Annotated in this window: 10 protein-coding genes; 6 read left to right on the top strand and 4 right to left on the bottom strand. The window is 41.5% G+C overall.

What is annotated here, in order from left to right:
- Positions 1–17: 17 nt before the first annotated feature.
- From radA to LS48_RS12840, 3 genes are all read left to right on the top strand, one after another.
- Entirely contained in the window at positions 18–1,379 is a 1,362-nt protein-coding gene (radA, locus tag LS48_RS12850; protein WP_062622909.1) for a DNA repair protein RadA, read from the top strand.
- 33 nt (positions 1,380–1,412) lie between these two features.
- Positions 1,413–2,546: a M23 family metallopeptidase gene (locus tag LS48_RS12845; RefSeq protein WP_062622908.1), complete on the top strand. Its 1,134-nt coding sequence runs from the start codon at positions 1,413–1,415 to the stop codon at positions 2,544–2,546.
- A gap of 65 nt (positions 2,547–2,611) precedes the next feature.
- Entirely contained in the window at positions 2,612–3,976 is a 1,365-nt protein-coding gene (locus LS48_RS12840) for an acyl-CoA dehydrogenase family protein (protein ID WP_062622950.1), read from the top strand.
- Here LS48_RS12840 and LS48_RS12835 read toward each other — a convergent pair.
- Together LS48_RS12835 and LS48_RS12830 are read right to left on the bottom strand one after the other, a co-directional pair.
- Complete coding sequence (locus LS48_RS12835; protein WP_062622907.1) at positions 3,973–5,010, bottom strand: NADP(H)-dependent aldo-keto reductase; 1,038 nt, start codon at positions 5,008–5,010, stop codon at positions 3,973–3,975. The two genes, LS48_RS12840 and LS48_RS12835, sit on opposite strands and share 4 nt — an antisense overlap.
- Positions 5,007–5,777 (bottom strand): exodeoxyribonuclease III, encoded by a 771-nt coding sequence (locus tag LS48_RS12830; RefSeq protein ID WP_062622906.1) that lies wholly within the window; start codon positions 5,775–5,777, stop codon positions 5,007–5,009. The genes LS48_RS12835 and LS48_RS12830 overlap by 4 nt, the downstream gene beginning before the upstream one ends.
- 124 nt (positions 5,778–5,901) lie before the next feature.
- Here LS48_RS12830 and LS48_RS12825 point away from each other — a divergent pair, with 124 nt between their 5' ends.
- Both LS48_RS12825 and LS48_RS12820 read left to right on the top strand, forming a co-directional pair.
- Positions 5,902–9,366 (top strand): DUF8818 domain-containing protein, encoded by a 3,465-nt coding sequence (locus LS48_RS12825; protein ID WP_062622905.1) that lies wholly within the window; start codon positions 5,902–5,904, stop codon positions 9,364–9,366.
- A gap of 176 nt (positions 9,367–9,542) precedes the next feature.
- Entirely contained in the window at positions 9,543–9,788 is a 246-nt protein-coding gene (locus LS48_RS12820; protein ID WP_062622904.1) for a hypothetical protein, read from the top strand.
- A 72-nt stretch (positions 9,789–9,860) separates the two neighbouring features.
- Here the strand turns inward: LS48_RS12820 and LS48_RS12815 are convergent, their stop codons facing one another.
- Both LS48_RS12815 and LS48_RS12810 read right to left on the bottom strand, forming a co-directional pair.
- Positions 9,861–11,399, bottom strand: coding sequence for a glycine--tRNA ligase (locus LS48_RS12815; protein ID WP_062622903.1), 1,539 nt, complete (start codon positions 11,397–11,399; stop codon positions 9,861–9,863).
- An 85-nt stretch (positions 11,400–11,484) separates the two neighbouring features.
- On the bottom strand, positions 11,485–12,372 hold the full coding sequence (locus LS48_RS12810; protein ID WP_062622902.1) for a DUF8428 domain-containing protein: 888 nt from the start codon (positions 12,370–12,372) through the stop codon (positions 11,485–11,487).
- Between the two features lie 83 nt (positions 12,373–12,455).
- Here LS48_RS12810 and LS48_RS12805 point away from each other — a divergent pair, with 83 nt between their 5' ends.
- Positions 12,456–13,118, top strand: a complete 663-nt coding sequence (locus LS48_RS12805) for a ComF family protein (protein WP_062622901.1) — start codon at positions 12,456–12,458, stop codon at positions 13,116–13,118.
- The last annotated feature ends 44 nt before the right edge of the window (positions 13,119–13,162 follow it).

The raw sequence follows: 13,162 nt of genomic DNA, 5'->3' as shown, positions 1-13,162 counted from the left end.
ATTTTAGCGGAACTATTATGGCCAAAACAAAGACAACATTTTTCTGCCAAAACTGCGGCGCACAATATGCCAAATGGCAAGGGCAGTGTAACTCTTGTAAAGAATGGAACACCATTGCCGAGGAAGTAATCCAAAAAGCTGAAAAGGTGAGTTGGAAAGCTTCCGAAGGTACCTCCAAAAGAGTTGCGAAACCACAGCGTATTTCTGAAATTTCAACCCAAGCCGAAGCACGTTTAAATACAAAAAACAACGAATTGAACCGTGTGCTCGGCGGCGGATTGGTTCCCGGCTCATTAACGCTTTTGGGCGGCGAACCCGGAATTGGGAAAAGTACGTTAATGCTTCAAATTGCGCTGCAGTTGCCCTATAAAACGCTGTATGTTTCGGGGGAAGAAAGTGCCCAGCAAATAAAAATGCGGGCGGAACGTATCCAGCCTGTTTCAGAAAATTGTTTCATTTTAACGGAAACAAAAACACAAAATATCTTCAGAAATATTGAAGAAATTGAACCGGATATTGTGGTGATTGATTCCATCCAAACCCTTCACACAGATTATATTGAGAGTACTGCCGGAAGCATTTCGCAAATTCGTGAAACTACAGCCGAGCTTATAAAGTTTGCAAAGGAAACCGCAACGCCAGTAATTTTAATCGGCCACATCACCAAGGATGGAAACATCGCCGGCCCAAAAATTTTGGAACATATGGTTGATACGGTTTTGCAGTTTGAAGGCGACCGCAACCATATTTACAGAATTCTTCGGGCGAATAAAAACCGTTTTGGAAGTACCAACGAATTGGGAATTTACGAAATGCAGGGCAGCGGTTTAAGAGAAGTTTCAAACCCTTCGGAAATTTTGATTTCTAAAAATGACGAAGATTTAAGCGGAACCGCAATTTCCGCAACTTTGGAAGGCATGCGCCCGTTGATGATAGAAATTCAAGCCCTGGTGAGCAGCGCCGTTTACGGTACGCCACAGCGCAGTGCCACCGGGTATAACGCAAAACGGTTGAATATGATTCTTGCCGTTTTGGAAAAACGGGCAGGTTTCAAACTTGGCGCAAAAGATGTTTTTCTGAATGTTACCGGAGGAATTACCGTTGACGATCCCGCAATCGATTTGGCAGTAGTTGCCGCCGTGCTTTCCTCCAATATTGATATTGCAATAGACAAGCGACTTTGCTTTGCTGCAGAGATAGGTCTGGCAGGTGAAGTGCGTCCCGTAACCCGAGTGGAACAACGTATTTTGGAAGCCGAAAAACTTGGGTTTACTTCTATCGTTATTTCAAAATATTGCAAAATTCCGAAGCAAAACTTCCACATTAACATCATAAAAGTGGCAAAAGTGCACGATGTGGTGCACCATCTTTTTGGTTGATTGTGGTATAATTTCTGCTACTTTAGCACTGCTATGAATTTGAGATTTTACTTAAATATTTTCCTTTTTGGAATGGTGTTTATGGGCTGCAAGCAAGTGCGCAAAGCGGCCGATGTAATCGTGCAACCAACAGCAAGGGAGGTTTACGAACGCAACTTTTCAAAGAACGATTCATTGTTACTTCGATGGAAAAATGCCTTTGAAACCGCAAAGCGCGATAGTATTCAAATTACGTTGCCGTATTCTGAAAGCGGTGTTTTTTCTGAAGAAAATTTCAACGTTTACAGCTATAACGTTCAGTTGAAAGAAGGCGAACGGATTGTGGTTGAGGTTGAGAAACAGCCCGATTCCGCCTTGGTATTTGTTGACCTTTTTCAAGCGAAAACCGATTCATTGAAATCTTTCAAACTTTTAAAATCTTCCGAAGACAAAAAAGCATTTCTTTCACAGGAAATTGAGGCCTTCGGTTTTTATAAAGTTATCGTCCAGCCACAAATGCAATTGCAGTTTCCCTTTGTGCTGAAAATTTATACGGAACCTATCTATGCGTTTCCGGTGAGCGGAGCAAATAATAAAAACATTCAAAGTTTTTGGGCAGATCCGCGCGATGCGGGAAGCCGCTCCCACGAAGGTGTCGATATTTTTGCCAATCGTGGCACGCCCGTGGTTGCGGTTACTGACGGTATCATTACTTCGGCGGGCGAACGCGGTCTCGGCGGCAAACAGGTTTGGCTGCGCGATGGGCTTTTCGGAAAAACTATTTATTATGCGCACTTGGATAGTATTGCGGTTTCCGAAGGGAAGAGGGTAAAGATTGGCGATACCCTTGGTTTTGTAGGCAATACGGGCAATGCAAAAACTACGGCGCCCCATCTTCACTTTGGAATTTATAAATCGAAAGGCGCCATAAACCCGTTATCGTTTATCAAAAAAACCGAAATACAGCCCAGTGAAAAACCATCGGCCATTGTAAAGGCGATAAGTTTAAGAAACCGTGCAGATGTTCACAAGGGTCCTGCTTCGGTCTTTGAACAATTTGGAAGTTTGAAAAAGAACGACACCATCATAGTTTTGGGCAAAAACCAAAAGTGGTTCCACATTCAAACTGCAGACAGCCTAAAAGGTTACGTAAATGAAACCGTGATAAAACCGCTTCCTCCAAATTAACTTTTTTTTAGCCTTAAGAAAACCGCATAATGGTATCTTTAGAAGTCAATTCTAAAAAAACCACTATGTCCTTCTTTTCAAAAATAAAACAGACTATAAGCTTAATGCAGGATATCGATCTGGATGCGCTGGGGAAACTTTCGCAAAAAGTAGATCTTTCTGAAATTATGAAAACCGTGGGCGAACTCGACGATCGGCAACTTGCGGGTTTGATGCGAATGCTGAAACACAAAGGCGGAAAAAAGGGGCAACACAAACTGCCGCCCATTGATGGCGATTTTTATGATATGGCGCTAAAACTTACTCCGCAACAACGCGAACTTCAGATAAAAGTGCGAAATTTTATGGAGGACGAAATAAAGCCGATTGCAAATGAATATTGGAATAAAGCCGAATTTCCCTTTCAGATTATTCCAAAAATGGCAGAACTGAACATTTGCGGCCTTACCTATGAAGGCTACGGCACACCTTACGAAACCTACGTTATGGAAGGCATTATCGCGATGGAATTGGCGCGGGTCGATGTTTCTATTTCTACCTTTTTTGGCGTACACAGCGGCTTGGCTATGGGTTCCATCTACATCTGCGGAAGTGAGGAGCAAAAACAGGAATGGCTGCCTAAAATGGCAAAAATGGAACTAATCGGTGCCTTCGGGCTTACCGAACCCGACGTGGGTTCTGCCGTAGCGGGAGGTTTGGGAACTACGTGCAGACAGGAAGGCGACGAATGGGTTTTAAACGGACAGAAAAAATGGATTGGGAATGCAACATTCGCAGATGTTACAATAATTTGGGCGCGCGACGAAGCTTCCGACCAAGTAAAAGGGTTTTTGGTTCGAAAAGGAAATCCGGGTTTTAAGGCCGAAAAGATTGAAAACAAAATGGCGCTCCGCACGGTGCAAAATGCTTTGATTACAATGACGGATTGCAGAATTCCCGAAAGCGACCGACTTCAAAAATGCGATTCTTTTAAAGATACCGCCAAAGTACTGCGAATGACGCGGGCCGGAGTAGCCTGGCAGGCCGTGGGCTGCGCAAGAGGCGCTTATGAAGCCGCGCTGAAATACACCAAAAAACGCGAACAGTTCGGAAAACCGATTGCCTCCTACCAGTTGGTTCAAAACCATTTAGTGGAAATGGTTTCCAATCTTACAGCGATGCAAACCTTGTGTTTTCGTCTTTCCGAATTGCAGGATGAAGGTTTGCTGACCGACGAACACGCTTCTTTGGCAAAGGTTTTCTGCAGTATGCGAACCCGCGATGTGGTAAGCCAAGCCCGAGAGGTTATGGGCGGCAACGGAATACTCTTGGAATACGATGTAGCCCGTTTTGTTGCAGACGCTGAAGCAATATACAGTTACGAGGGCACTAAAGAAATCAACTCGTTGATTGTTGGTCGTGCTATTACGGGTTATAGCGCATTTGTTTAAGGCGCTGGATTCGGAATTTGGTTGTGGATGGCATCAATCTCCTTTAAAATTTCTTTCGAAAGCGAAATATTAATGCTTTCAATATTTTCTGAAAGTTGCTCGATGGAAGTGGCGCCAATAATTGGCGCGGTTACAAATTTCTTTTGAAGAATAAAAGCCAGTGCCAGCTGTGCAAAACGGAGGTTGTGCTTTTTGGCGATTTCAAAATATTTCTCGGTAGCATCCACTGCGGGTTTGCTGCTGTAGCGCGTGTATTGTTTGAATTGGTTAATCCGTGAATTTTCATCAGCACTTCCATCCAAATATTTTCCACTGAGCGTTCCAAAACCCAAGGGCGAATAGGGCAAATACCCAATATTTTCCCGCTGAAGTATTTCACTTAAACCTATTTCATCTTTCCGATTTACCAAATTATAAGGATTTTGAACTGAAACAATTTTCAACTTTCCTTTTCGCGATTCTTCCATACAGCGCATAACTCCGTAAGGGGTTTCGTTTGAAAGTCCGATGTGGCGGATTTTTCCTACTTTTACAAAACCTTCCAAATCATTTAAAACTACACCAAAATTATCGCTCCAACTTTCATCTTGTTTATGGGTATAATCACGCTGCCCAAAATAATTGGTATTGCGCTCCGGCCAATGTAACTGGTACAAATCGATATAATCTGTTTGCAAACGTTTCAGACTTTTATCAATCGCATCCTCCAAAGATTTTTTGCTGAAATCCAACGGTTGTCGAATGTGGTCCATTGATCGGCTGGGCCCTGCAATCTTTGAAGTGATAACTAACTCTTCGCGATTCTTCTTTTTTGCAAGCCAATTACCAATATAAGTTTCCGTTCTTCCCTGTGTTTTTGGGTTTGCGGGCACGGGATACATTTCAGCACAGTCAATAAAATTGATGCCTTTTTCAATGGCGAAATTGAGCTGTTCGTGGGCTTCAGCTTCTGTGTTTTGTTGACCCCAGGTCATGGTGCCAAGACAGAGTTTGCTGATTTTTAGATTAGTATTGGGGAGAATTTTATATTTCATTTTTCAAATTCAAGTTCCACCAAATGCGGGCAATGGTCGCTGTGCATGGCATCGGGCAAGATTACGGCGCGCTTCAAATTATCCAATAATGCTTCCGAAACCAAATTGTAATCTATCCGCCAACCTTTGTTGTTGTTACGGGCATTGGCGCGGTAGCTCCACCAGGTATAATTGTGCGGCTCTTTGTTGAAATGGCGGAAACTGTCAATAAACCCACTTTTCATAAATCCGTCCAGCCATTTTCTCTCCACGGGTAAAAAACCGGAAACGTTTTTATTTCGAACGGGGTCGTGAATGTCAATGGCTTCGTGGCAGATATTGTAATCGCCACAGATTACCAAGTTTGGAATTTCCTTTTTCAGCTTGTCAATATATTTCTGAAAATCGGCCATATACGTAAACTTGTGCTCCAAACGGGCAATGTTTGTGCCGCTTGGCAAATACAGGCTCATCACCGAAACATCGTCAAAATCTACGCGGATGTTTCTTCCTTCGGCGTCCATATATTCAATGCCGGTGCCGTATTCTATATGGTTCGGTTTTATTTTTGAAAGGATCGCCACTCCACTGTAACCCTTTTTTACGGCACTGTACCAATAATGATACGGATAGCCGGCCTTTTCAATTTCGTCGATTTCCACTTGGTCAAAATTGGCTTTGGTTTCCTGAAGGCATATAACATCTGGGTTTGCAGCTTTCAACCAATCGATAAAACCTTTGCGCATCGCGGCGCGAATTCCGTTTACGTTGTATGAAATGATTTTCATTGTAAGTAGCGTTTATTAAAGGCCACTAAGTTAATTAACATTGTATTTTTACACAGCCCACGCCCGTAAAGATTTTCATAATATATTCACAAAATATAATCGGCTACATTAAGTTATATTGGTAATGAAGTTATACCTGTCTGTTTTTCTTTTTTTTATTGTGGCTGCTGGCTATGCGCAGGATATTACTTCCAACTATAAAGTGAAAAAAGTTGCTTTAAGGGATACCGTGGTTTTGGACAGCGCGGGCATCAACCCAAAACGTTTCGTGATTCTTGATAGAGAAGGAAACTCACCCGATCCTTTCAGTTATCGGATAGATTTCAAAAAAGGAACTATTATTTTTTCTGAAGAATTGCAGCAACAAAACGATTCAATCACCATTCAATATTTGCAGTATCCGGAATTTTTAACGCGGGAATATTTCGCCCTCGATTCAAAAATTATTGTGGAAAATACGGGCCAAATAGAGAAGCTGTACTCTTTGGACGAAAGTAATACTAAAAATACATTTACACCTTTTGACGGGTTGAATACTTCCGGTAGCATTTCGCGCGGCATTACTATTGGCAACAATCAAAATGCGGTGGTGAACAGCGAACTCGATCTTCAAATTATAGGAAAATTGAGCGAAAAGGTTTCCATTCGGGCATCAATTCAGGACGCCAATATTCCCACACAGGAAGGCGGCTATTCCCAAAGTTTGAATGAGTTTGACCAAATTTTCATCGAACTTTTTGGCGAAAACTGGAACATCCGCGCTGGTGATATTGACTTGCAGAATAGCAATAGTTATTTCGGCCGATTTACAAAAAAAGTACAGGGAATCTCGCTTGGCGGAACTTTTAACAACGAAGACGGTTCCAAAATTTCAGCTTTTGCTTCCGGCGCTTTGGTGCGCGGCGTATTTTCAAAAAGTGAATTTGTTGGGCAGGAAGGTAATCAAGGGCCCTATAAATTGGTCGGTCCCAATGGCGAACTTTACATTTTGGTCGTTTCGGGTAGCGAAAGGGTTTATGTAAATGGATTGCTTTTGCAACGTGGTGAAAACGAAGATTATATTATTGATTATAACGCTGGGGAAATAAAATTCAACCCAACATACCCCATAACCAGCAATATGCGTATTTCGGTGGAATATCAATATACCGATAGAAGCTACACCCGTTTCATCGGCTACGGCGGTGGGAATTATACCAGTGAAAATTTGGATTTGGGCGTGTACGTATATTCTGAAAATGATGCCAAAAATCAACCCTTGCAACAAAATCTTTCCGAGGAACAAGTGGCTATTTTACAGGCCGCCGGTGATGATCGGGAGCTGATGAATGCGCCTTCGGCAGTGCCCGACACCTATTCCGAAAATAAAATTCTCTATAAAAAGGAAATTGTTAACGGTGAAGAAGTTTTCGTTTTTTCAAGCAATCCAGATGATGAACTTTTCAGTGTGCGGTTTTCATTGGTGGGCCCCAATAACGGCGATTATGTGATTAGTGAGACTAACGCCATCAGCCGAATTTTTGAATATGTAGCGCCCGTAGACGGTATTCAGCAGGGCAATTATGCGCCGGTTATTCGGCTGAACGCTCCCGTAAAATTGCAGGTGGGCGGGGTAAACGGAAGCTTTCACCCTTCGGAAAAGACGCGTATCGATTTTGAGGTTGCGGGCAGCCAAAACGACCTCAACCTTTTTAGTGATATTGATGATAACAATAATGATGGTTTCGCTGGAAGACTGGCTTTTAAACAACGGTTGTTGACCACGGCCGATACTTTAAAAATTGATGGCTTCGGTTCCTTGGATTTTGTTCAAAAAGATTTTAGAACCATTGAAAGGCTTTACAATATTGAATTCAACCGCGATTGGAACCTTATCAACCCTATGGGCAACCAAAGTTTTGTGATTTCAGGAGTTGAGGTTTCACATCCAAAAATTGGAGGTGGACGCTACGAATTCCAAAATTTGAATTTTTCTGAAAATTTCAATGGTACACGGCACGTAATCGCTTCAGAAATAAAACTGAAAAAATTAAGGTTGCAGACCTATGGAAGCTTTCTAAACAGCAAAGCAGATTCTATTTCCTCAAAATTTTTCAGGTTGAACAACACATCAACTTATTCCTTCAAAAAAGCTTGGGTAGGCGGTAAAGTGGCTTTGGAAGACAACCAAATAAAAGATGTAACGCGCGATAGTATTTCGCCCATAAGTCAAAAATTTGCGGCATTTGAGGCTTTTTCCGGCATTGGTGATAGTACTAAAGTTTTTGTTGAGGCCGGTTATCAATTTCGGGTTAATGATAGTGTTCGCAATAATGTGCTTCAAAAAGTGAATTCTTCAAATACATATTATTTAAAGTCTCGACTTATAAATACTGAAAACACGCAGCTTTCGGCCTTTGCAAATTATAGAACGCTGAAATACGAACCCAATTCGGGAACGGGTATTGACCCAAACGATACGCTGCCCGTAACCATCGACAAGCGGGAGACCGAACGTTCGCTCAACTCGCGCATTATTTACAACCAAGCGTTGTTTGACGGCGGAATCCGTTTAAATACCGCATTGGAGTCCAACAATGGGGTGATTCCGCAGCAGGAATTTACCTATGTAAAAACTGAGCCGGGGCAGGGCGTTTACACTTGGATTGATTACAACAACAACGGCATTCAGGAATTGGAGGAATTTGAAGTGGCGCAGTTTCAGGACCAAGCCGAATATATTCGGGTGTTGCTTCCCAATCAGGTTTTTTTGAAGATTAGGCAGAATAAGTTCAGTCAAATCCTTACGTTGAATCCACAAAACTGGTCAAATAAAGAAGGCTTTAAAAAGGTACTTTCACATTTTTACAATCAGACTTCCTATGTTTTGGACCGAAAAGTAAAGCGGAAAAATGACGGTTTCAACATTAACCCATTTGAAGATGGCGGCGATGACCAATTGGGGCTTACGCTGAATTTTCGCAACGCTTTATTTTTTAACCGAGGAAAACAGCATTTCACTACAAGCTATACTTTTATATCTACTTCGGCAGATAATCTGCTCGCTGTGGGTTTACAGCGAAATAATTTGAAAAGCCATCAGTTTAACTTCAACCATAAATTTTGGGAAAGCTGGTTGTTGAATTTAAAGGGCGCAACGGGCAGCAATGAAAGCCTTTCGGAAAATTTTGCCAATAGAAATTACCGTCTCGATTCCTATGAATTCAATCCAAAAATTTCCTATTTATTGAGCCAGCAAACGCGATTTGATGTTTTTTATGAATTTGCCAACCAAGACAACCAATTGGGCGAGATGGAAAAGTTGAACCAGCAAACAGTAGGTTTTTCTTTCGCATATACCAACGCTGAAAAAATTTCGATAAATGGGGAATTCAATTATATCGATAATAAATTTGAGGGCAGTCCTTTTTCGCCAGTGGCATACCAAATGTTGGAAGGCTTGCAACCCGGCACTAATTTTACATGGCGCTTGCTTTTTCAAAAACGAATAACTAAATATTTGGATGCCAATCTTTCCTATTTCGGCAGAAAAAGTGAGACCACAAAAACGGTTCATACGGGAAGTATTCAGTTGCGGGCCTATTTTTAATTTTTGTATCTTCATACATCACTTAAAAATCATAAAGAATGTTGTCTAAAATTTCACTTTCGGTATTACTGCTAAGTTTTACTGTTTTATCCTGCATAACTTCACAAAACCAATCCCAAACTATGTAAACCAATAGTGCAGCAGAAATAGAAGCTAAAAAGGCGCTTGCGGCACAAATGATAGCCGATGGTTATTTGCCGGGCAGAATTTTGTACTCTGATTTGGCCGATGATTGTGAATACACCATTCAGTTAAAGGAAGACGAAAAGGATTTTTATTATGTAGACCCCATTAATTTGAGTGAAAATTTCAGAAGAGACAACCAAACAGTGTGGGTGAAATTTAATGGCCTTCGTAGAATGAACCGTTGTGAAAAGGCCGCCCCGGTTGAAATTACCGAGATTAAAAATCGGGATGAATAATTATGGAGCAAAAAAAAGGAGGATAACCAAATATCCTCCTCCTTCGAAATATAGAATTAACCACTTAAAAAATTATTCGGAAAGCCAATGTTTGAATGAAATGGTTTCCTTCATTTTTTCTGAAATCGCTGCAATAGAGATTCGTTCCTGTTCCATAGTGTCGCGATAGCGAATCGTTACGGTATTGTCTTCAATGGTTTGATGGTCCACGGTAATGCAGAATGGCGTTCCAGCTGCGTCTTGGCGACGGTAGCGTCTTCCCACGGCATCTTTTTCGTCATAGATTACGTTGTAATCCCATTGCAGATCGTCAATTATTTTTTGGGCAATTTCGGGCAGACCGTCCTTTTTCACCAAAGGTAAAACGGCGGCTTTTACGGGTGCTAAAATAGCCGGAAGTTTCAAAACAGTACGCACGCTTCCATCTTCCAAAGTTTCATCCTGTAGCGAATTGCTCAAAACGGCAAGGAACATTCTGTCAAGGCCTATTGAGGTTTCAACCACGTAGGGTACGTAGCTTTCATTGAGTTCCGGATCGAAGAATTGGAGTTTTTTTCCAGAGAATTTTTCGTGTGCCTTTAAATCGAAATCGGTGCGGGAATGGATTCCCTCCAATTCTTTGAAACCGAAAGGAAAGTTGAATTCAATATCTGCCGCGGCATTCGCGTAATGCGCCAATTTTTCGTGATCGTGGAAACGATAGTTTTCTTCACCCATACCTAACGAAAGGTGCCACTTTAATCGGGTTTCTTTCCAGTATTCATACCATTTCAGCTCTTCGCCCGGACGTACAAAAAATTGCATTTCCATCTGTTCAAACTCACGCATACGGAAGATAAACTGCCGTGCTACAATTTCGTTACGGAACGCTTTTCCGGTCTGTGCGATTCCGAAAGGAATCTTCATCCTTCCACTTTTTTGAACGTTCAAAAAGTTTACGAAAATACCTTGGGCCGTTTCTGGGCGAAGGTAAAGGTCCATGGCACTTTCAGCGGAAGCTCCCAATTTGGTACCAAACATCAAATTGAACTGCCTTACCTCGGTCCAGTTTTTAGAACCTGTTTCGGGATCGGCAATACCTAATTCTTCAATCAAAGCCTTTACATCTGCCAAATCTTCCTTTTCAAGAGAGCGTGCCATACGTTCCAAAACGGTACGCTGTTCCTCAAGATATCTTACAACACGTGGATTTGTAGCTACAAATTGCGCTTCATCAAAACTATCGCCAAAACGGCCTTTGGCTTTCTCAATTTCCTTTTGGGCTTTTTGGTTTAGTTTTTCGGCATAATCTTCAATAAGCACATCGGCGCGGTAGCGTTTTTTTGAGTCCTTATTGTCTATCAACGGGTCGTTGAAAGCATCAACATGACCAGAAGCCTTCCACGTAGTGGGGTGCATTAAGATTGCGGAATCTATTCCCACAATATTTTGATGCATATATACCATGCTGCGCCACCAGTATTCACGAATATTTTTCTTTAATTCTACACCGTTTTGAGCATAGTCATAAACAGCACTTAATCCGTCATAAATTTCACTTGAGGCGAAAATATAACCGTACTCCTTTGCGTGGGAGACTACTTTTTTAAATTGATCGTCGTTGTTTGCCATAGCGCAAAAATAAAAAAACCGCCGTGATAAGTTCACAGCGGTTTCATTTATTTTAAAATTACCTACTCTTAATTTTAAAATAAAATTATTTTAGTTCCATTGTTGTGGTTGCTATTTGGTTTGGACCATCAAAAAGGTTGATGGTATAGCGTCCTTCCACTAGATCTGCTTCGGCAGAATTTACCAAAATGCACACGTCCAATTCATCATTTTCGTAAAATACATTTGTTGAACTACTATAATTGATGTTTTTTTCCTCAAACTGTTTTACGGCGTCATCTCCCATCATTTTGTTGCGAGGATTTATTACTTGCACGTAAAGAGTACGGTCGCCTCTTTGTGCAATGGCGTTTGGTGCCAAAGTAAAGCACGCTCTAATTTTATCGGCGCGACTGGCACGTTTGGTATCCACAACTTTTCCGCTGTTTCTGATGATTACGGCTTCGCCACGAAGATCGGTTGCTTTAACGATAGACCCTTTTTTAATGGTTTCGTTCATTGCCATGTTTTCCTGGCTCACCGAATCTACCACCATACGTGTGTTTGAAAGTTCCATGGAAGTGCTATCGCGCTCCATTGCCAATTGCTTGTTTGCGGCAATCAAACTATCGGCGCGTTTAAAGAGCATAGATCGTTCCTGCTTAAGTCTGCCCACTTCGGCTTTATACCTTTCAATTAAAGCCACGTTTGCTTTGGCATCTTTAACAGAATCCAAAAGAATGGTTATTCTTTCCCGTGCGGCCAAAAGGTCTTTGTCTTTAAGCTCGTTGTCCTTTATTACTTCATCATAATTTGCAATCAGCCCTTCAAGTTCCTGCTCAATGTCTGCCTTTTGCATCTCAAGATTTGATACCGTATTTTTACTATCATTAAAGAGCGTAACAGTATAGACGGCCAGCGCAATAAGCAAGACTGAAAGAACCCCAATCAGAATCTTGAATTTGCCACTATTGTTTTCGTTTTCGGTACTCATAATTAATAAGTTAAGTTTAGTTGGTAAAAGTAGGTAGGTATTTCTTTAACAAACGTTTACAAAATGGTAAAAATTCTTAAAATATGTTAAATCTACTGTTTCCGAAGGTTTGCGCAGGCTGTAAGCAACAATTGCTGAAACAGGAAGATGTATTATGTACTGAATGTGTCCATTCGCTGCCCATCGCTTCATTTCACAAAACAGGAAACTCCGTCCTAAAAGATAAATTCTACGGAAGATTTCTGCTGCAAAATGCCACGGCCTTGGCCTATTTTCAGAAAAGGGGTTTGACCCAGCAATTGCTGCACAACCTAAAATACAGGGGCAGAAAAGAAATAAGTTCTTTCTTCGGAAAATGGTTAGGAGCAGAATTATCTGAAATTGATTGCTATAAAGAAATAGATCTGGTGATTCCGGTCCCGCTCCACAAACAGAAATTGAAAAAGCGTGGGTTTAACCAAGTGGAAGGTTTTGGAAATGAAATAGCCAAAGCCTTGGATGTTCCCTACCGCGACGATGTTTTGATAAAAATTTCAAAATCGGGCTCCCAAGTTTTTAAAACACGAATACTGCGTTTTGAGGCCGAAGAGGTTTTTTCAATCCAAAATCTGGAAGCAATAAATAACAAGCACGTTTTATTGGTTGACGATATAATAACCACGGGCGCCACACTGGAAAAATGCGCGCTCCAACTGCTGAAAGGTGAAAATGTAAGTATAAGCATCGCCACAATTGCAGTAGCCTAAAGTTATTTGTAAATTGTTGCTACATATTGTTTAATTTTGAACCC

It is taken from the genome of Aequorivita aquimaris, from assembly GCF_001573155.1.
GTDB classification, from domain to species: Bacteria; Bacteroidota; Bacteroidia; order Flavobacteriales; family Flavobacteriaceae; genus Aequorivita; species Aequorivita aquimaris.
This window is presented reverse-complemented; position numbering and strand designations above follow the sequence as displayed.